The following is a 20,460-nucleotide window of genomic DNA, read 5'->3' on the forward strand; positions in this document are numbered from 1 at the left end:
GGTTGGTTCACGCCAACCATGGCCCGACGGCCCCGCAAGGGGCCGTCTTTGTTTATGGACTAGCTGGTAGCTGTGCTATCCGAGCGCGGCAACCACCTGCGGCCACGGGATCCGCTCCTGCTCGAGCCGTACCTTGTCGCCATGGGTTCCGTCGATCAACGACCGGTACACCTTCTGCTCTTCCGCCGTCAGTTCGGTCAACTCTCCGATGGTCTGGTTCTCCTCCCTCACCCACATGCCAGGGTTTGCGAGCAGGGTCGTCTCGTCCATCAGCACGGAGCGGGCATTCCGCATGTGGCCACGGAATAGGTTCAAGATCCGGAACCCGTACGTGTCGATGTCGCCCCAGTACAGCACTTCCGCGTCCCTGACCCAAGGGAACTCAGCGAACCGGGCGACGTCGTTGCCTTTGCCGGCAAGGACGGCGGTGCCGGAGCGGTCCGTGAACGAATACCCGTTCGACAGGTTTTCGCAGATGATCACCTGCCGGGGGGTGACCTGCAGTTTCTCGAGCTCGGACGGCGGCGCCCAGAAGAGCCCCAGACCGCCGGCCTGGACGCGGAGGTCGTCGTCGAGGAGTCGGACGAACGTTACCGTCTCCACCGCCCGCACCTCACCGATCGGCTGGCTGTTCCGGCGAACACCGAGTCCGGCGAGCAGCTTGACCGTGGGCCACAGCCGTTGCACCTGCTTGGTATCCAGGCCTTCTATCGCCACCATCCTGGGCAGTAGCCCGTCGACATCGTGGTCTTCCGACCAGCGGAGCGCGGTCAGGAGTCGCTGCCATTCGTCCTCCGGGAACCCGGTGAGCAGGTTTAGGACACCGCGGCGGATCTCCTGTGTTTCCGGCCATTCGTCGCGGAGGTCAGTCACCCGCCGGTAGGCGAGATCCCATATCTCGTCGGCGCGGGCGAACCGGCTGGCGTCGGCGGCCGAGGTGAACACTATGTACCGAGGTATGTCGATGACACCGGTGGCCCGCCAACGCCTCCGGGCGAAGTTCACCTCGCCATGGCCGGTATGACCGTGGTAGGCCTGCACCCGCGCGAGCGTCTGATCCCAGTCGGCGATGGCGTCCGTCTCCGACACCCCCGTGATCGGGATGCGGAGAGAGAATTCTTGCCCGGTCACCGCGGTGTGCACCCATTCCGCCAGGTTGCGGTTCAGTTTTCTAAACGTCTCCCGGCGGACCGGGGCGAACGGGTCGGTCATGCGGACTCCGGGAGCTCGTCGGTGGAGATGTGGTGCACGGAGCTCTGGTTCGTCATGTCGGACCGGTCGACGATGGTGACCCCGCCGACGTAGTGCTGGAACGTCATCAGCATCTTGTTCGGGGTGGCGAGGATCAGCTGGAACCCGAACGTGCGGAACACTTCCAACGACTGCTCGGTGAACCCGTGGTCAGCCTTCGCGAACGCCTCGTCGATGATGACGGCGGCGAACAGCGGCTTGTCGGAGCCGGGCTGGCTGAGCTGGTACTTCAGCGCGGCCGCGAGCGTGAACGTCACCAGCTTGACCCGCTGGCCGCCGGAGCGGCCGGTGCCGGAGGTGTGGACGTCGATGATCTCCTCGCCGCGGTACTCGTTGGCGACGAACCGGACGTGCTTGCGGACGTCCAGCGCCGCCTGCTTCCACTGCACCGCCTCGCGGTCCTCGGAGGAGAGCTTCCCGATGATCTGGTCCAGCTTCTCGTACCGCTCCTCGGCGGTGTCCTCCGCCGCCCGGATCGACAGCTGCATGAACTCGTGCAGCATCCGCTTGAACTCGTTCAGCGGCTCCACGGTCACCTTCTTCACCTCGATCTGCAGGTGGGTTCCGCGGTTGAAGGACGTCTCGGACAGCGCCCGGTTGATCGGCTCGATCCTCCGGTCGATCAGCTTCCGCTCCTCTTCGAGCCGGTGGATCAGGTCGGTGAGGTGCCGGGTCGGGCCTTCCTGCATGAGCCGGCGGAACTCCCGCTCGAACTCCGGCAGTCGGTCCCGCTCGATCCGATCCAGCAGCGCGAGGAAGTCCGGCAGCGAGTCGATGCTCTCGTCCAGGTCGGCGCCCACGTCGGGGTAGTCGCGGAGGAACTTCGAGAACACCTTCGTCATGTGCGCGAGGGTGAAGGTGAGCTTCGCACGAGCCTTGTCCTCATCCTCGGTGATCTGGGCGGCGATCTGCCGGGCCACGTCGGTGAGCAAATCCATGTCGGAGCAGTCCTCCGCAGCGAACCGGGCGTCGATCGCTGCCAGGGTCTCTGGGTCCGCTTCCGGCTCCCCGGTGAGACGGCGCTGCTCGGCGGCCAGGCTGACGGCGAGGCGCTCCCGGTCTCGGGTTGCGGCTGCCACGATCCCGGCTGCCTCCTCGCGGGCTTCAGCCTGCTTGTCGCTCAGCTTCTTCACGGCGTCCAACTGCTTGGCGATAGCGGCGAGGTCGGTGTTGTCGTTCAGGATGGAGTCCCGGGTCATGGTCAACGAGTCCATGTCGTCGACGGCGCCGAGGACGTCCACGTCAGCCCAGTCCTGGGCGATGACGGAGCGGAGCTTCCCCTCGCGGGCACGTCGAGCCTCCTGCTCCGCCTCCACCAGGGTGCGAGCGTCGACCGCTTTCTCGAGCAGGCCGCGGAGCTCGATGACTCGCGCTTCGACCAGGCCCCGCTTGGAGGTGTTCTCGAACCCGAGCACCCACCGGCTCCGGTCGTTGATGTTGTGACGGTCGCGCTTGGCGAACCGGTCCCCGGGGGAGGACTCGAGGCCCTCCCGGGTGACGGCGAGACGGTTTCCGCCCAGCTCGTCGACGCTGTCGACGCAGTGGTAGTTCAGGTTGCTCCGGAGCCGGTCCAGGATCCACCCGCGGAACCGGTGGTCGGCGACGTCCAACTTCCGGATGATGCTGTCCGCGGAGTAGTCGGTGCGCTCCTGGACGTCGCGGTTGTGCACGGAGATGAAGAACACGTCCCGGCCGAGGTGACGGCCGTTCGCGTAGCGGGACACCTTCGAGGCGTGCTCGGACGGCACGAGGATCGAGGTGGCGAACGAACGGAGAACCCGCTCGATCGCGCCGGCCCAGTCGGACTCGGATCCCTTGACCTGCATCAGTTCGGCAGCGAACGGGAGGTCAGACGGGTCGAGGTCGCAGGCTCGGGCGATCACGTCGCGAAGGTCAACGTCCCGGTCGTCGATGTTGGAATGACGCTTCTGCAGCGAGGCGAGCTCCCGCTCGGCGTTCCGCAGCTCGCCGCCCAGCTTCGCCACGCGCTCGTGGGCGGAGTACGCCTCGCCGCGGCTGTCCTTGTGCTGCTGGTCGATCCCGTCGAGTTCGGCCTGGGCTGCGGCCACGACGGCGGCGTGCTCGTCCGCGTCGGACGGGAGCGGCAGACCGAGTCCAGCGAGTGTGGAGTGGAAGGTGCGGCATGCGGCAGACCGTGCCGACTTCTCGCGCGCCGCTCGGTCGATCAGGGTGTCCAGCTCCTTCAGCTGGTCGCCGCCGGCGCCGTCGTACGCAGCCTGCAGACCACGGACCTGGGTGTCGTACTGCTCGAACAGGCGGGCAGCCGTCTTGGCGTCCTTCTTCGCGGTGGCCTCCTCGGTCTCCGCCGTGCGGATGCCTTCGGTGAGGAGGTTGACCGCACGTCCGATGCGAGCGCGTTCCACGGCGGAGGACTGCTTTTCGAGGGTGGCGATTGCTTCGATTGCCTCCTCGCGGTCCTTTGCGATCCCGACGATGGGGCGGAGGTGGTCCCGCTGCGCCTTCGCGGTGACGACGGAGGTGTGCGCCGCCTTCAGGTCGGTGAACTGGGTGACGGCGCGGTCGGAGATCACGAACGTCTGCGGGGTGTCCAGCATAAACTCCCGCATCAGCCCGTCGAGGCTGTCCAGGCCCTTCATCGCCTGGATCTTCTGCAGCAGCGCCAGCGTCTGCTCGGACTCGATGCCGAGAAGCGCGCGGTACCGCTCCGCATACCGGGCGAAGTCGGACTTTACGAGGACCGGGTTCAGCTTCCGCTTGAGGACGCCGGAGTCCAGCCGAATGCGGACGAGCTCTTCGAGGTCCTTCAGGTCGTAGCTGTGGTCGAGGATCATCGCCACCTTCGACAGGGACTCCACGTCCTCGGTGCCAGCGGCGGCGCGGAAGATGCGGATGAGGTTGACCACGCCCTTGTCCGGGTGGGTGAACTCGAGCGACAGGGCGCTCCACGTGGCGATCTTCTGCCGGTGGTACTGGGTGGTGGCGTCGGACTCGTCGTCGGGCTTGTTGCCGTAGGCGCCGCGGACGTAGGTGAGGAGGGTGCGGTCGCGTCCCTTGGTGGTGGCATCGCGGGCGGCGGCGTTGAAGTCCAGGTCCTTCGGAGCGAACAGGACGGCGGCGAACCCGTCGAGGATGGTGGACTTCCCCTTCCCGGACTCGCCGGTGATGAGGTGTCCGTCGGGGGAAACCGGCATGTCCCAGTACCCGCTGAAAGTTCCCCAGTTCACCATCTGGAACCGGGTGAGGCGGAACTGCGGGTCGGGGCGGGGCTCGCTGGCGTCGTCGATCAGGGTGAGTGTGTCAGTCATCGTTGGCTGCTCCTTCGGGTTCGGTGGCGCGGTTCGCGGGGGAGATCATCGTGTTCATCGCTTCCAGCAGCGCGACAGCCTGGGTGGCGTCGAACAGCATCCGCAGTACCGGCTGGACGGAGTACCGGCCTTCGGAGCCGCGGAGCGGGCGGAGGATGTTGTAGCTGACCATCTTGTCGACGGCGTTCTCGACGCTCTTGTGGAATCCGGCGGCGTTCCCGTCGAGCCTGGTGAACACCCGGATCTCGTCGTAGATCTCCTCGGTGGACACCGCTGCGTAGTCCTGCCCGGCGGCCTGGGAGAGCGCCTGGCGGAGGTACATGAGCACGGCGGTCTCCACGAGGGTGAGCGGCTTCTTCGTCATCAGCTTCGGGAACGCGTGGTCGGACTCAGCTTGCTTCGCGAACGCGATCTTCCGGTCGGGGTCGCATCTCACCGTCAGGAACATCTCCGCCAGGTGCTTGGTGACCAGTTCGCGGTTCGCGGCGAACGCGTTCCACGCTTCCGGGTCGTCCTCGAAGCTGAGCAGCGGTCCGCGGACCAGCTTCACGATCGCGGTCCGCAGCGTGACGCGGTACTCGCCGGTGTCACCCTCGAAGTACATCGAGCGGGCGTTCCCATCGATGGTCTCGAAGTCGTCCGGGCCGGTGGCACTGGGGGTGTGGCCGAGCTCGTCAAACACGGCTCTCCTCGGAGTGGAAGATGATCTTCGGGATGCGGGCGTACCGGCCGTCGGTCCACGACACGGTCTCGTGCTTGTCGGCGTAGACGGCTGCGGTCTTCTTCGTCGGGTCGCTAGCGCCGCGCAGGCCGAGCAGCACCAAGCCGATCAGGGACGCGAGCCCCTGCGCGGCCGGGTGCAGCCTCAGGATCGTGGCGATCGAGACACCTCCGCCGTGGACAGCGATGGCGTCCGCGATGTTCTTCCGCAGGGCGGGGAAGTAGATGTCGGACTCCTCGACCAGGTGGGCGAGGGTGGCGATGTCCGGGGCGGTGTTCGCGGAGTTGTCGTCCACCGGGTCCGGGAACGTGGTGTCCACTAGCTTCGGCTGGATCTGACTGGCGGAGCGGATCTCGCTGGTGGACAGTTGCAGCTCGTACGGCACCTTCGTGCGACCGGACATGTGCTGGGTCTGCGACAGCGTCCGGTACGCCCCGTAGATGTCTCGGACGATCTGGTCGACGCGGCGTTCCTCGGCGAAGTGGCGGTCCTCGACGAAGGAGCGGAGCTTGCCGGCGAGGGCGTCGAACACGGCGTGCACGTCGGAGGCTCGGCGCAGCAGCTTCGGGATCATGTCCTGTAGCTCTTCGTACTCGCGGGCGGTGAGCTTGTCGGCGAACGAGCGGGACAGCAGCGCCTCGATGGTCGCTTCCAGGCCGCGGATCCGTTCCGGGTCGCCGAGCACCTGATAGAAAGCCTTGAACGACCGGCCGAAGTCGGTGTTGTCGAGCTGGTTCACCTGCTGCAGCACGAGCTCCAGGACGTCGCCGCGGGCGCCGTCGGATTCGATCGCCTGCCGGCGCAGGTCCATCAGCGCGGTGTCCACGGACCGCCGCAGCCGGGCGAAGTCCGCCTCGTGCTGCCGGTTGTCGCGGAGGATGCCGCGGACCGCTTCCAGCGCCTGTTCGTCGCCGGTGACGGTGGTGCGCCCGTCGAGGACGTCGGCAATCTGCCGGTCCAGTTCCTCGCGGCGGGCGATGAGGGCGGCGAGGCGGGTTTCGCCATTCTCGTCGGTGGCGACGGCGATCTCGGTGAGCTGGTTGAACGTCGAGGAGATCTTCGACTCGGTGGCCGAGGACGCCGGGGTGGTGATCTGCTCCACGAGGAGGATCGCGTGCAGCGCCTCCGGGGACAGGTCGTACACTTCCTCGGTCCCGTCGTCGCTGAGGTCGCGCAGCAGCCAGCCGTCACCGACCCAGTCGGAGATGTACTTCTGGGGACTGAGGAGCATGTTCCGGTCGGTGCGTTCGATCGCGCGGAGGTCGTCGGCGACCCGCTCCACGAGACGTGCCGCAGGGACCCGGCTGGCACCGGCGTCGTAGAAGTTTGACCGGAGGATGCTGATCACCTCCGGACCCTTGTAGGCGGTAAGCAGCTTCCAGGTGGGTTCCTCGTGGGCGCGTCGAAGCGCCGCGATTGCGGCGAGGAGGGACGCGTCGGTGCGAGGCATGCCGAGAACAATACGCACACCCACCGACGTTTTGGCAAATCGGATTTTTGTTGGCTGACCGGGGAGGACGGAGAGCTTCCATGAGATTTCGGTGACTGACAGGGACTGACATATGACGTGTAACTGACATGTCCTAGGACGTCGTACGACGTCAAGGCGTTCCGTAGAAATGGGTTCCGCAGGTCAGCGGCAACTTCGCTGCACCGAGTTGCAGGGAAGCTCGTCGACAGTCAGCGACGAGTGACAGACGAGTGACAGTCCCGTGTCACTGCTTGGTAATCCCGGACCTGACTCCACATTGGTGGAACGTCGATGTCGTACCATCGCGCATGACCTTGATCACGTGGGCGATTACCCCCGAGTATGCAGTCATCGTCAGCGATCGCCGCGTCACCAGACTTGTGCGCGGCCGTGCGGTGAGTTTCGAGGACTCCGCGATGAAGACGTTCCTCTTGAACGGACAGTTGTTGATGGGCTTCACCGGGCTCGCCGAGGTCGGTGGTCAGTCGATGGCCGAATGGGTTGCCGATCGGCTTGCCGGTCAGAACCCCCTCGACTGGCCAGAGATACTCCGGGATGCGATGCAGGCCTATTACGGAACGACTCCCGCTGTACGAGGCATCCCGCATCATTTCCGGCTCCTAGGTTTCGGATACAACACAGCTCGAGTTCCCGCACGAATCCCGATGGGGATCGAAGTCTCGAATTGTGAATGGCGCGAAGCGGGAGGCCGCGTACAGGCTTACGGTGTCGGTGACTTTACGGTGAGGCACAACGGGCTCGGCAATCACCGGGTGCTTGTCGGCGCCGTGGGCTCACCGTACCCGCATCGAGCCCTTCGCGAGCTCGAACGATCGATCAAGTTCGTTCACCGTGCGAATGCTGACAATGTTGCCGCGACATTCGAGCCGATTCTCCAGTTCCATCAACTGGTTTCCGCGAAAAGTGGTGGCACAGTCGGAGACACGGCTGTAGTAACGGCAATTCGCAGCAGACACGTTCCGATCACGGACCTGGGATGGTCAACACCGCTCACGACTGAAGGAATCGAAAGTGCCACCCAGCACCCCTTCTCCGCCACTTTTTCGCCCAACGGTGATGCCACAGCTCACCTGCCAGTAGTCATCCATCGAGACATTCAGCTTTTGGACATGACGTTTGGGCCGGACATTTCACACCTTGGTGGTGGAACCAGTCCTTGAAGGATCTGGGCGATCCGATTACTGATCTGAGCAGCTATTTTGCTGGTGCGGAATCGGTAGAGGATAATTTGCGCTCTGCTAGAGGATTCCTATCAATGAGCTATCCACGAGCGCCGGAATCACGCGGCTTAGAACAGCCCACTTTCAGGCGTCTTCTCCGGTGCCCTGCGCAGGATCGCGATCCTCGGGGCGCACGCGCCGCCGCATCCCATCAACCTCCCACCAGCCTCGCAAGGGCGGGTATGGCACCCAGCGGGCGCGCTGTGATTGACTGACGCCAGAGCAGATGAGACGTGCTCACGTTGGGGGTGCCATGCGGAGCAGCTTTCTGCAGGGGCACCCGGCCGGGGCCAGGCCCAGTGGTCGCGCAGCTTTGCTGGTCGTCGCACTCGCGATCGGCGCGATCGGCGTAGCCGTTGTTGAGCCGCCTTCCCCCGCCTCGGCCGATCCGCCGACGGGCGGAACCACCGTCGTCGCCGAGAGCTTCGAAGGCTCCAGCGTCGCCGACCCGAACTGGGTGGCGCTCAACGATGCCTGCCTGACCGGCGCGAACGGCGCCCCACCGGCCGGATCGGCGAACTTTCCCGACTGCTCAACGCACCGCAACGGCGCTGTGCCGCCGCTCGCCGTCACACCCGGGTACCTGCAACTGACAGACAACGGCGGCTTCACTCGCGGCGCGGCCCTCTACAACCTGCCCATTCAAGCCACAGCCGGTGTCTCCATCACCTTCGAGCAGTACCAGTACGGCGGCAGCGGAGCCGACGGAATCGGCTTCTTCCTCGTCGACGGCTCGACGAACCTCAACGAGACGGGCGCAGACGGCGGCAGCCTCGGCTACGCGCAGCGGAACCTCAGCCCTGGAATCGAAGGCGGCTACATCGGCGTCGGACTGGACTCCTACGGCAACTACTGGGACGACGGCGAGAACCGTGGAAACGGATGCCCGGCGACGCAGAAGTCGCCGACGACGTCGAACGGCCCCATTGCACCCAACGTCATCGCCGTGCGCGGACCGGGCCGCGGCATCGTGGGTTACTGCCTCATCGGCGCCACAGTGCCGACGCCCGTCACGAACCCGCAGCATCCCGGAACGACGCTGAACGCCAGTCGTGGCACGCTGCGCGGTGCCGACATCGCGGACTCCAAGCGCACGGTCAATGTGCAGGTCACCCCGGTGAGCGGCGCGAATCCGATCCCGCGCATCATCGTGCAGGTGCAATACACCGACGGCGGTCCTTGGGTGGAGGAGCTCAACATCCTTGCGCCGCCCGAGGTTCCGTCCACGTACAAGTTCGGCATCATGTCGTCGACGGGAGGAAGCACCGACGTGCACCTCGTGCGGGCGGCACGCATCTCCACCATCGATCCGCTCCCGGAGTTGCAACTCGCCAAGCAGGTGGATCGCACAGAGGCAACGCTTCCGGCGGTGATCTCCGCTGGCACGCAGATTCCGTACCAGTACACGGTGACCAACGCGGGCACGGTCCCCGTGTCGGCTCTCGCCATCGCGGATGACCGCATCCCTGCGATCGCGTGCGACTCGACGACCCTGGCTCCCGCGCCGGCGATCGGCTCGACGACGGTGTGTCGAGGTTCCTACACCGTCACCTCCGCCGACGTCGCAGCCGGCTCCGTCACGAACGTCGCGACCGCGTCGGCTTACGACTCGGGCGGTGGTCGAGTCGTGTCGCCCCAGGCGAATGTGACGGTTCCGCTCGTGTCGGCGTTGTCGCTCACCAAGGCCGCCTCGACGCCCGCGCCGTATGCGATCGGCCAGCAGGTGGGCTACCAGTACGGGATCACCAACACAGGGTCCTCCACACTGAGCACCGTCGCCGTCACCGACGACCGCATCCCGACCTCCGCCATCACCTGCGATCGCACCACACTGCTGCCACAGCAGACCGCCACGTGCACAGGCAGTGCCGTCATCCGAACGCAGGATCTGACTACGGCGGGATATCTGGTCAACACGGCCACCGCCAGTGCCGTGACACCGATCGGTCAGTCCGTGGTCTCGCCGCCTGCCTCCTTCAGCATCCCGGTGGCGACGGATGTCGGCATCGTCAAGACGGCCGCCAACCCCGCGCCCGACGTCGGCGCCAATGAGACCTACACGATCGTGGCGACCAACTACGGCCCGAGCCCCGCGACGAACGTGCAGGTATCGGACCCTGTTCCCTCTCTCGCCGGCGGAAGTCGCCTGCAGTACGTGTCATCGGCGCCCCCTGCCGGAACGACGTATGCCCCGGCAACCGGCCTGTGGACCATTCCCAGCCTCGCGGTCTCCCAATCCGTCACGCTCCAGGTCGTCGCCAAGGTCAATTCGAGTGCTCCGACGACGAATACAGCGGCCGTGGTGCACGTCGACCAGCTCGACATCAATCCCGTCAACGACCTCGCCTCCGTGACGCTGTCACCGTTCACACCCACGGCCGACCTCGCGGTGACCAAGACCGTCGTGGGCGACACCACCGTCGCCTACCGCACCGATTCGGCGTTCCGGGTCACGGTGAGGAACCTCGGCCCGCGAGATGCAACGGGGGTACGGCTCTTCGACGCACTGCCGCCGTCTCTCGTCTACGACGCTGCGGCCTCCTCCGGCGACGGCACCTACGATCCCGTCTCGGGTGTCTGGACGGTCGGCAGTGTGCCGGTCGGGGGTACCGCGTCGTTCACCATCGGCGTGCAGACGACTCAAGTGGGCACCTTCACCAACCTCGCGATCCTGGCCCCCACGTCGTCGCCCCCCGACAACAACGCCACGAACAACGCCTCGAGCGCCACGCTCACAGTTCGCCCCGTCCTGACCGACCTCTCGATCGTGAAGAACGTCTTCCCGCAGACCGCCACCGTGGGCGACGTCGTGACCTACCAGGTGGATGCGACGAACCTCGGCCCCGAGACGGCCTACGACGTGTATGCGATCGACAACACTCCGCCGGGCGTGCAGATCCTGACCTCGCAGATATCGCAGGGCACCGCCGACGCCGCGAACTCACGCTGGGACATCGGCACACTCGAACCTGGAGGCCTCGCCCACGCCACGTTCACAGCGCGGGTCATTGCGCCGGGCTCGCAGACGAACACCGCCACGATCGACGCGCTCAATCAACAGGACACCGACCCCTCGAAGAACGTCTCCAGTGCCACCGTCACCGGCGTCGAGCCGCCTCTCGACATCGCCGTGACCAAATCGATCGTCGACAGCGGCGGGTACGCCCCCACTGCGGTCCCCATAGGGGTACCCCTGACCTTCGAGCTGACGGCCACCAACAACCAGTCCGGGCCCGACCCGACCGCCGCCACGGGGCTCTCGCTCCTCGACGCGCTGCCGACCGGACTGCAGTTCGTCTCGCAGTCCGGGCAGGGAACCTACGACCCCGCGACCGGCGTCTGGACGGTGGGCGCGCTCGCCTCGGGTCAGTCCGCGACCATCCGCCTCACCGAAGTCGGCGTGGCCCCCTCGAGCACCACGAATTCGGTCTCGCTATTCACTGTCGGCGAGACGGACACCAACCCCTCCAATAACCTCGCCTCCGTGCCGTTCGGGATCATCCGTCTGAACGACATTCGCGTTCTCAAGAGCGTCGACCACCTGATCGCGCGTCCTGGGCAGGAGGTGGTCTACAACATCACCGTGACCAACGCCGGCCCCAATGATGCCGAAGACGTCACCGGGTTCGACGCCGCAGGCACGGACCCTCGTATCCTCGACGTCATCGCTCCGGCGGGTACGAGCTTCGACCGCTCGACGGGAGTGTGGACCATCGGCGACCTCGCCAACGGCGCGAGCGTCACCCTGGAAGTACACGCCAGAGTCAACGCTGAGAGCGGATTCTTCCGCAACACCGCCTCGGTACGAAGCGGCTTGTGGCCCGATCCCGACATCACCAACAACGTCGCATCGGTTGACCTCACGGTGCCCTCCGCCGACATCGATGTGCGCGCCTCCGTGGACAAGCCGGTCAGCTACGTCGGCGACACGGTCACGTTCACCATCGACGTCAGCAACCGGTTCAGCGACCCGTCGGGTCTGCTTCTCGTCGCGGCGCCGCTCCCGTCGGGTCTGGAGTTGATCTCGGCCACGCCGACCGCCGGCACCTACAACGCCGCGACGGGCATCTGGACCTTGCCGAATGGCCTGCTTCCCATCGACCTCGACCCTGCGCATCCGGATGTCGGTGCCGTGCTCACCGTCGTCGCCCGGGTGACGGCGGAGGGAACGATCACCAGCAGTGCATCCTCCGATCGCAGCGCCTCCACACCGTACGACCCGAATCTGGCGAACAACTCGTCGTCGGCGACGATCGTCGCGGGCCCCGCGCCGGCTGCTCTCAGCCTCACCAAGCAGGCACTTCCCTCGGCCGTCGCACAGGGCGGTGCGGGCAGCTTCCGACTGACGATCGCCAACGCCGGCCCCGGTGCCGCGACGAACGTAGTGCTCAGTGATCCGTTGCCGAGTGGGCTTTCCATCGTGAGCGTCTCGGATCCGGCGTGCGTCGTGGCAGGCAGCACGCTGAACTGCGCCTTCCCGTCGATCGCGGCCAACGCCGACCCGGTTCAGATCGACGTCGAAGTTCTCGCAACCGCCGTCGGCGCGCTCGTGAACACGGCCTCGGTGGAGTGGCAGAACCCCCTGTCGCCGGGCGTCATTTCGGCCAGTGCAGACCTGGTGGTGACGCCGGTTCCTCCTGTGCCGCCGACTCCATCCGCACCCACCGACCGAGCTTCCGGGTCCCTCTCGGCAAGCGGGTATCAGGGTGAGCCTGCGATACTGGTTGCTGTCGTCCTGCTCATCCTCGGCGCGTGCACCCTGTCTGTTCGCGCACATCGTCCGCCTCGGCGCCGGGCACGCTGACCGCTCAGCGGTCGGGTGTCACCGATGGCGCGTGACGGGATCGACGGAAAGGCACTGATGAACAACCCGAACCCGGCGGACACCATGCGCGCCCTCGTCCACAGCGAATTCGGCGACCCCGCCACAGCTCTCGCCGTCGAGCACCGGCCGCTGCCTGAGCCCGCGCCGGGACAGGTGAGGGTGCGCACTCTGCTCTCGCCCATCCACAACCATGACCTGTGGACCGTGCGCGGCACCTACGGGTTCAAGCCCGAACTCCCCGCACAGGCGGGGACAGAGGCGGTCGGAGTGATCGACGCACTCGGCGAGGGTGTGGACAGCCTCGAGGTCGGCCAGCGGGTCACGACCGGCGGCACCTTCGGCGTGTGGGCCGAGTACTTCGTGGCAGACGCAGCCGGGCTGATCCCGGTTCCGGATGCGCTGCCCGACGAGGCCGCCGCCCAGCTGGTGGCCATGCCGTTCAGCGCGCTGAGCCTGCTGCACTCGCTCGACCTGCAGCAGGGCGAGTGGCTCATCCAGAACGCCGCGAATGGCGCTGTGGGTCGCATGGTCGCCCAGCTGGCCGCGGCCCGCGGCATCAACGTCGTCGGGCTGGTGAGGCGCGCGGCAGGTGTCGACGAACTGCGGGCGCAGGGTATCCAGCGCATCGTGGCCACCGACTCCGACGGCTGGCTCGACGAGGTCGCAGCGATCACGGGAGGCGCCCCCATCCGCGTGGGAATCGACTCGGTCGGGGGTCAAGCGGCGGGCCAAGTCGTCTCGGCGTTGGCCGACAACGGCACCCTCGTCGTCTTCGGCGCGATGGCCGCACCGAACCTCGAGATCTCCTCCGGCGACATCATCTTCCGGCAGGTCAGCGTGAAGGGCTTCTGGGGAAGCGCGGTCAGCCGCCAGATGCCGGCCGACATCCGCGGTCAGCTCTTCGGTGAACTGATCGGTCGCGTGCTCGACGGCACACTCACACTGCCCGTCGCTGCGACCCACGACCTGGGCGAGATCGGTGCGGCGGTTGCGGCGAGCAACGAGCCGGGCCGCGTCGGCAAGGTGCTGCTGCGCGCCTGATTCCTTCAGCGCGCTTCGAGTTGGTGGTCACTGCGTCGAACGCACCACGACCGGGCGTCCGGTGAAGCGCAGCCGCACCTCGGAGTCCGGTGCCGGCCGGTTCTCGACCTCGTGCTGCACGGCGACGATCGAGTCGTCGTCGAGCCGAACGGTGGTGCGGCGCAGCGAACCGAGGAAGCTCGAGGCGACGACCCGTCCCGGAATGCCGGTGCCGGCGAAGATGATGTCCTCGGGGCGTACGAACGCGGTCACCTCACCGCCGACGGCGTCTCCGATCACGGGCAGCTGCTGCCCGTACAGGGTGACCGTTCCGGATGCGGCGGTGCCGCGCATCCGGTTGCTGAGGCCGACGAAGTCGGCGACGAAGGGGGAGGCGGGCCGCAGGTAGAGGTCTTCAGGCGTGCCGATCTGCTCGATCACGCCGGCGTTCATCACGGCCACCCGGTCGGCCATCGCGAGTGCCTCCTCTTGATCGTGCGTCACGAAGAGGGTGGTGATTCCGAGGTCGCGCTGGATGCGGCGGATCTGCTCCCGCAACTGCACACGAACCTTGGCGTCCAAGGCGGAGAGCGGCTCGTCGAGCAGCAGCACCCGGGGCCGGGTGACGAGTGCGCGTGCCAGGGCGACCCGCTGCTGCTGCCCTCCGGAGAGCTGGTAGGCGTAGCGCGCTCCGTGCTCGCCGAGTCCCACGAGTTCGAGGGCTTCGGCGACGCGGAAAGCGCGACGCCGGCGATCCACCCTCCGCATCTTCAGGCCGAACTCCACGTTCTGCTCCACGCTGAGGTGGGGAAAGAGCGAGTACGACTGGAACACCATGCCGATGTCGCGTCGGTTCACCGGCAGGTTCTCCACGTCGTCGCCGTCGATGGTGATGCTGCCCTCGTCGATGCGCTCCAAGCCAGACAGCGCGCGCAGCACGGTGGTCTTGCCGCAGCCCGATGGTCCGAGCAGTGCGACGAGTTCGCCGGGCCGGATGCTGAGGCTGATTCCCGCCAGCGCCGTGTGCGAGGCGAATCGCTTTCTCACCCCGGAGAGCTCGACCGCCGTGCCGGCGATGGCCAGCGGACCGGTCGGAGCAATGGGAACCGTCGTCGTCATCGTTTTGCTCGCTTTCGGGGGATGGCGCCGGCTCGCCCGATGACCGCCAGCAGAACGAAGGCGAACAGCAGGGCGAACACGGCGAAGATGGCGGCCACGTACGGATCGGTCTGCTGCAGCAGGAACAGCGCCGTCTGGAACGTGGTCTGGGTGAGGAAGGAGGCGATGGTGAACTCGCCGAGTACGACGGCGATCGTGAGAAAGCCGGCTGAGAGGATGCCGCGTCGCAGGTTGGGGAGGATGACCCTCCACAGCACGGTGAACCAGCCGGCTCCAAGAGAGCGAGCCGCCTCGCTCAGGGTGACCGAGTCGATCGAGCGCAGGTTCGCCTGGATGGGCCGGTAGGCGTAGGGCAGCACGATGATGCCGATGGCGAATGACAGCGTCCACGGCACCGGACCGAAGACTCCGGCCACGACCTGGTAGACGGGAACGAACCCGACAACGAGAACCACGGTGGGCACGGTGATCGGCAGCAGGCAGACGAATTCGATCACCCGTCGCATCCGAACGTAACGCAGCTCGACGAGCACCATGGTCGGCAACAGGATGAGCAGCACCATGAGCACGGTGATCGCGCAGATGACCAGGGAGTTGCCGATGCCCTCGAACAGGCCGTCGTAGGTGTACGCCTGATCGGGGTCGAAGATCGCGGCGTAGTGGGCGAGTGTGAAGGCACTCGGGTCGCCGGCGACGCGGAACGTGAAGAGCAGCAGAGCACCGATCGGAAGCAGGAACAGGATGCCGGCGACTGCCAGGATGACGACGGCCGTGGTTCGCGTGGGCACCGCTCCGACCGGGCGCTCGCGCACGGGGCGTGCCCGCGTGGACTGCGTCACGAGAGGAGCGGCCGCAGCGGCCGCGCTCTCGCTCATCGCTGCCACCTCCGCGCACGTCGCTGCAAGGCCGAATAGGCCCACATCACCACGACCATGACGGCGATCATGCCCAGGGCCAGAACACCGGCGGTGTTCGAGACTCCGACGATCGTCTCGCTGGTCAACTGCTGCTTGATGGCGAGGGGCACGATGCCGCCCTGGTTGATGAGGGCGGCCGCCGTGGCGAACGACGAGAACGCGTTGGCGAACAGCAGGATCGTGCTGCCCCAGAACGCCGGGGCGAGGATGGGCAAGGCGATCCTCCTCCAGTAGTCGGCGCGGGTGGCGCCGAGGGTTGCGGCCGCCTCACCCCATTGCGACTTGAGGCCCTCGACGGCGGGCATGAAGGTGATCACCATGAGCGGCACCGAGAAGTAGACGTAGGGGAAGATGAGCCCGCTCACCTGGTAGAGCAGCGGGCCGTTCGCGTTGATGTCGACCCCGAAGGCCTGCTTCAGCCAGATGCTCAGCACCCCCTGGATGCCGATGAGCGCGATGAAGGCGAAGGCGAGCATGATGCCGCCGAACTGCGCGAGCACGCTGCTGGCCGAATCCACGAGGGTACGCAGGATTCCGTCCGGCCGGGTCGCCAGCAGGGCGACGCAGATGAGCGCACCCGCCACTGCGCTGAGGAGAGCGGTGACCGCCGAGACCACCACGGAGTTCACGAAGTCGGTGATGATCACCGGATTGGCGAACGCGGCGAGGTTCGCCATGGTGAATGCGCCGTCGTTGGTGAAGAACCCGCTGGCCACGGCGTAGGCGGTCGGTACGGCGAGGAAGAGGATCACGTAGACGGCGAACGGCGTGAAGCCGAGCCAGCCGGCCCCGCGACGTGCGCGCCGTGTGGCGCTCACGTCACGAGGCACGGCGGCCGTCGCGATCTCTGCGGATGTCGCGGTCATGAGGGGGTTCTCAGCCGATGGCGGCTGACCAGCTGGAGCCGAGCACCGTGGCTGCGGCAGCGGCCTGGTCGCTCGTCAGCTGCACGAAGTCCTTCGGCGGCTCGCCGACCGACTTCAGCACGCTCGCATCCACGGTCTTGTTCTCCTGCATCGCCGCGAGGGTCGCCGGGTAGGCGCCGGAGGCCAGGTAGAGGTTCTGCACCTCGGGGCTGTAGAGGTACTCCTCCCACAGACGCGCCGCGGCCGGGTTGGGAGCGTCGGCGTTGATGGCCTGGTTGTAGTAGCTGCCGAGCGCGACGCCGGGCAGAACGACCGTCTTCCAGTTGGGGTTTCCGGTCGAGCCGCCGTCGGGTCCCCAGGCGAGGTTGTTGTAGCTCCACTGGATGACCACGGGCGTCTCGCCCGAGTTCACCGTGGCCTGCGTGGGCAGAACCGACAGGAAGTTGCCCGCTGACTTCAGCTTGGCGAAGAAGTCGATGCCGGGCTGGATGTCGTCGGCGGTTCCGCCGGACTGCAGGTCGGCCCAGTACACCGCGCTCGCCGCCTCGTTGGCCTGGGTGGGGTCGCCCTTGATCGCGACCTTGCCCTTGTACTCCGAGCCGAGCAGGTCTTCCACCGAGGTGGGAGCCTTGGTGATCTGCTTGGAGTCGTAGCCGATGGACATGAGGCCGGTGTAGTCGTAGTACCACTTGCCATCGGCATCCTTGAACTCATCGGGGATGTCGGCCCAGTTGGCCACCTTGTACGGAGCGATGAGGTCGAGGTTCTGGCTGAGCACCGCCGTGCCGATGTCGAAGACGTCGGGTGCGGTGCTCTGGCCCTTCTGCGACTTGGCAGCGGCGACCTCGTCGGCGCTGGAACCGTTCGGGTTGGCCGAGGTGATCTTGATCTTCGGGTACTTCTTCTCGAAGCCGGCGATGATCTTGCCGTAGTTCGCCCACGACGGCGGCAGGGTGATGACGTTCAGGTGTCCCTCGGCGTTGGCCGCGGCCACCAGGCCGTCGATGCCGCCGAAGTCCTCGGCGCTGGTCGCCTTCGCGGCATCCGCCTTCGAAACCGAGCTCGTCGACGACGCGGTCGCGGCTCCGGAACATCCGGACAGCGCGAGGGCGGCGACACCGGCCATCGTGAGTGCGAGGGCGGCTCGGGCCACCCGTGGACGCGTGATTCGTGACTGCATGGTGTTCCTCCTGTGTGCTGCGGTTGACTCGGCGAAGCGGGCGCTGCCGAGGTGGGTCAGGGAAGGTCTGAGGCGAGCAGGGATCGCGCCAGTCCGAGGGCGGTGGTCATGCCGATGCCGCTCGTGATCGATGCGACCGTCACTCCCGGTTCTGGACGCTCGATGAGGTACGGGCCGCGCACGCTCGAGGCGTAGACGCCTCGCCAGCGCCGCAGCACGGCGAACTCGTCGACGTCGAGCAGGCGCCGGAACTCCGAGAGCAGCAACTCATCGACGCGGTCGTCTTCGAAGGGCGTGAGCGTGTTCTCGTAGTGGTGGCTGTCGCCGATCACGAGCCGACCGTCAGGGCGCTGGGTGAACATGAGGTTGACGGTGTGATCGAGCAGTTCGGGTGCGGATGCGGCGATCTCGTCCCGCACAGCCGTTGCGGCCGCGGTCGACGAGAAGCCCTCGTAGCGCAGGAGCGAGAGGCCCGTGAAGATGCCCGGAGTGACGGTAAGGCCGCCCGGGGCGGCGACCTCGAGCATCCTCAGACGGCAGCGGAGCACCGCTTCGCGTTCTGCGATCTGGGGGAAAAGCCGGTCGACGTCGTGCCCGACGGCGACCACCACCCGCTCGCCGGCGTACTTGCCGCGGGTGGTGCGCACGCTGCCGGAGGTCACCTCGAGCACGTTCTCCCCGAACCGCACGTCGACTCCTCGGGCGATGAGGTGTGCGGTCAGGGCCGGGATGACGGATGGGGCGTCGATCCGCAGGTCGAGGGGAAGGAAGGCGCCGCCGACGGTTCCGGGAGCGGAGAACCCCGACCGGGCGGCGGTGGCAGGCGCGTCGAGCACCTCGGCAAGGCCGTCACGCGTTGCCGCGAACTCCTCGAGCACGGCCAGTTCGGCCGCCGTGCGTGCCACGACGACGGTTCCGCTGGCGCGCACGACGATGCCCGCCTCGCGACCGATGCGCAACCATTCCTCGCGGGCGTCGAGGGCGAACTCCAGGGCCCGACCGGCCTGCGCGGAGGTGCAGATGTGCCCGAAGTTGCGCACGCTCGCACCCGACGCCACGGCGTCGCGCTCCAGGACGACGACCCGAAGCCCAGCCTGAACCGCGTGCCATGCCACCGAGAGCCCGAGGATGCCGGCGCCTACGACGACGAGGTCGGCTTCTCCCGATCGGAGCAGCCCTGCCCTCCGAGGCGGAGCTGTGTGCCGAGTTCGGTGCCTCCCGCGGCCCGGTGCGGCAGGCGATCACCGCTCTGAGCGCCGAGGGGCTCATCCATACACAGCAGGGCAAGGTGCCGGTCGTGCAGCAGCGACCGCTGGCACAGTCGATCGACGACTTCTTCTCGTTCTCGTCGTGGGTGCGCTCGACGGGCCGAACCCCCGGCCAGCGAACCCTCGAGATCGCCCGGCGTGCCGCATCCGATGCGGCCCGTGTGGCGCTGGGCTTGTCGGGCGCCGACACCGCGGTCGAGCTGACCCGCCTGCGGCTGATCGACGACGCGCCCGTCATGCTCGAACGCACGACCTTCGTCGAATGGGCGGGACGCCCGCTGTTCGGAATCGACACCGACGCGGGCTCGATCTTCGACGCCCTGCTCGAGCGTGGCGTGCCATTGGACAGCGGCTCGCACACCATCGACGCGATTCCCGCCGACGCGGTCGATGCCGAGCAGCTCGATGTGCCACGCGGGGCCCCGCTACTGCGTGTGCAACGGGTGACGCGGTCCGAGCGCGGCGAGCCGATCGAGTACTCGGATGACCGCTACCGCAGCGACCGTGCCGCCCTCTCCATCCATAACGCGCGCTCGCGCAGCCAGGCGCGACCGACAGTGGGACGCCAGATCCCCGAAGGAGAACGATGAGCATCCGACTCGTGTCACTCGACATGGCAGGAACGACGATCGATGAGGGCGGGGTGGTCTACGAGCTCGTGCAGGAGACGATCGAGGGCGAGCTGAGTCGGCCGGTTCCCGCCGACGTGCTCGCCCGGTGGACCGGAACGAGCAAGCGCGAGGCGATCGAGGGAATCCTCGCCGAGATGGATGGCGACGTCGCGCGTGCCGACGTGCTGTTCCAGGAGTTCTTGGTGCGGTTGGCGGAGGCCTATTCCCGCGAGGCGCCGACGGCCCTGCCGGGCGTTGGCGAGGCGATCATCGAGCTCCGCCGCAACGGCGTGGCCGTCGTGCTGCAGACGGGCTACACCCGCGAGGTCGCCGAATCGCTCCTCGACGCCGTCGGCTGGGCGGTCGGTCGCGACATCGACGGTCTCGTGACATCGGATGAGGTGGCCGCCTCACGCCCGGCGCCCTACCTGGTCTTCCGCAGCATGGAAGTGGCGGGCGTGCACTCGGTCGACGAGGTCCTGGTGGCCGGCGATACGCCGAACGACCTGGGCGCCGGCATCAATGCGGGAGCGCGGCTGGTCGTCGGTGTCTTGACGGGAGCGGCGACGGCGGAAGAACTGGGCCGGCACCGGCACACCCACATCCTCGGATCGGTCGCCGGGTTGCCGGACCTTCTCGCCGGCTCTGTCTGAGCGGCGGCATCGAGACGGCAGACCCGTCAC

Annotated in this window: 14 protein-coding genes; 5 read left to right on the forward strand and 9 right to left on the reverse strand. The window is 67.0% G+C overall.

The annotated features are described in order from the left end of the window. Window positions 1-75: 75 nt before the first annotated feature. Genes WDJ51_RS12080 through WDJ51_RS12095 form a run of 4 tightly spaced genes read right to left on the reverse strand, consistent with a single transcriptional unit; the run spans window position 76 to window position 6,709 of the window. Window positions 76-1,212, reverse strand: coding sequence for a Wadjet anti-phage system protein JetD domain-containing protein (locus WDJ51_RS12080; RefSeq protein WP_337852700.1), 1,137 nt, complete (start codon window positions 1,210-1,212; stop codon window positions 76-78). Beyond that, window positions 1,209-4,538 (reverse strand): ATP-binding protein, encoded by a 3,330-nt coding sequence (locus WDJ51_RS12085; RefSeq protein WP_337852701.1) that lies wholly within the window; start codon window positions 4,536-4,538, stop codon window positions 1,209-1,211. Before WDJ51_RS12085 ends, WDJ51_RS12080 begins: the two co-directional genes overlap by 4 nt. Next, the gene (locus WDJ51_RS12090; RefSeq protein ID WP_337852702.1) at window positions 4,531-5,220 is read right to left on the reverse strand and encodes a DUF4194 domain-containing protein; all 690 of its coding nucleotides are present in this window, start codon (window positions 5,218-5,220) and stop codon (window positions 4,531-4,533) included. Before WDJ51_RS12090 ends, WDJ51_RS12085 begins: the two co-directional genes overlap by 8 nt. Continuing rightward, window positions 5,213-6,709, reverse strand: a complete 1,497-nt coding sequence (locus WDJ51_RS12095) for a DUF3375 domain-containing protein (protein WP_337852703.1) — start codon at window positions 6,707-6,709, stop codon at window positions 5,213-5,215. Before WDJ51_RS12095 ends, WDJ51_RS12090 begins: the two co-directional genes overlap by 8 nt. 329 nt (window positions 6,710-7,038) lie before the next feature. On the opposite strand from WDJ51_RS12095, the gene WDJ51_RS12100 reads away from it, so the two are divergent. The 3 genes from WDJ51_RS12100 (at window position 7,039) to WDJ51_RS12110 (ending at window position 13,837) form a co-directional block, all read left to right on the forward strand. Further along, window positions 7,039-7,911: a hypothetical protein gene (locus WDJ51_RS12100; RefSeq protein ID WP_337852704.1), complete on the forward strand. Its 873-nt coding sequence runs from the start codon at window positions 7,039-7,041 to the stop codon at window positions 7,909-7,911. A 373-nt stretch (window positions 7,912-8,284) separates the two neighbouring features. Further along, a complete protein-coding gene (locus tag WDJ51_RS12105) occupies window positions 8,285-12,775 on the forward strand; it encodes a DUF7507 domain-containing protein (protein ID WP_337852705.1) in 4,491 nt (1,496 codons plus the stop codon). 84 nt (window positions 12,776-12,859) lie between these two features. Then, window positions 12,860-13,837 (forward strand): zinc-binding dehydrogenase, encoded by a 978-nt coding sequence (locus tag WDJ51_RS12110; protein WP_337852890.1) that lies wholly within the window; start codon window positions 12,860-12,862, stop codon window positions 13,835-13,837. A 27-nt stretch (window positions 13,838-13,864) separates the two neighbouring features. Here the strand turns inward: WDJ51_RS12110 and WDJ51_RS12115 are convergent, their stop codons facing one another. The 5 genes from WDJ51_RS12115 to WDJ51_RS12135 are packed head-to-tail and all read right to left on the reverse strand — an operon-like array spanning window position 13,865 to window position 19,013. Next, entirely contained in the window at window positions 13,865-14,935 is a 1,071-nt protein-coding gene (locus WDJ51_RS12115) for an ABC transporter ATP-binding protein (protein WP_337852706.1), read from the reverse strand. Then, window positions 14,932-15,810, reverse strand: a complete 879-nt coding sequence (locus tag WDJ51_RS12120; RefSeq protein WP_337852707.1) for an ABC transporter permease — start codon at window positions 15,808-15,810, stop codon at window positions 14,932-14,934. Before WDJ51_RS12120 ends, WDJ51_RS12115 begins: the two co-directional genes overlap by 4 nt. Continuing rightward, complete coding sequence (locus tag WDJ51_RS12125; protein ID WP_337852708.1) at window positions 15,807-16,718, reverse strand: ABC transporter permease; 912 nt, start codon at window positions 16,716-16,718, stop codon at window positions 15,807-15,809. The genes WDJ51_RS12120 and WDJ51_RS12125 overlap by 4 nt, the downstream gene beginning before the upstream one ends. A 10-nt stretch (window positions 16,719-16,728) precedes the next feature. Further along, complete coding sequence (locus tag WDJ51_RS12130; protein ID WP_337852709.1) at window positions 16,729-17,898, reverse strand: ABC transporter substrate-binding protein; 1,170 nt, start codon at window positions 17,896-17,898, stop codon at window positions 16,729-16,731. 56 nt (window positions 17,899-17,954) lie between these two features. Then, window positions 17,955-19,013 (reverse strand): TIGR03364 family FAD-dependent oxidoreductase, encoded by a 1,059-nt coding sequence (locus WDJ51_RS12135; RefSeq protein ID WP_443218493.1) that lies wholly within the window; start codon window positions 19,011-19,013, stop codon window positions 17,955-17,957. On the opposite strand from WDJ51_RS12135, the gene WDJ51_RS12140 reads away from it, so the two are divergent. Then, window positions 19,007-19,756 carry a GntR family transcriptional regulator gene (locus WDJ51_RS12140; protein WP_337852710.1) on the forward strand — a complete coding sequence of 250 codons (750 nt, stop codon included), beginning with the start codon at window positions 19,007-19,009 and terminating at the stop codon, window positions 19,754-19,756. The genes WDJ51_RS12135 and WDJ51_RS12140 overlap by 7 nt on opposite strands. Beyond that, window positions 19,753-20,430: a phosphonatase-like hydrolase gene (locus tag WDJ51_RS12145; protein WP_337852711.1), complete on the forward strand. Its 678-nt coding sequence runs from the start codon at window positions 19,753-19,755 to the stop codon at window positions 20,428-20,430. Before WDJ51_RS12140 ends, WDJ51_RS12145 begins: the two co-directional genes overlap by 4 nt. The last annotated feature ends 30 nt before the right edge of the window (window positions 20,431-20,460 follow it).

The organism is Rathayibacter sp. YIM 133350, from assembly GCF_037404875.1.
GTDB lineage: Bacteria > Actinomycetota > Actinomycetes > Actinomycetales > Microbacteriaceae > Orlajensenia.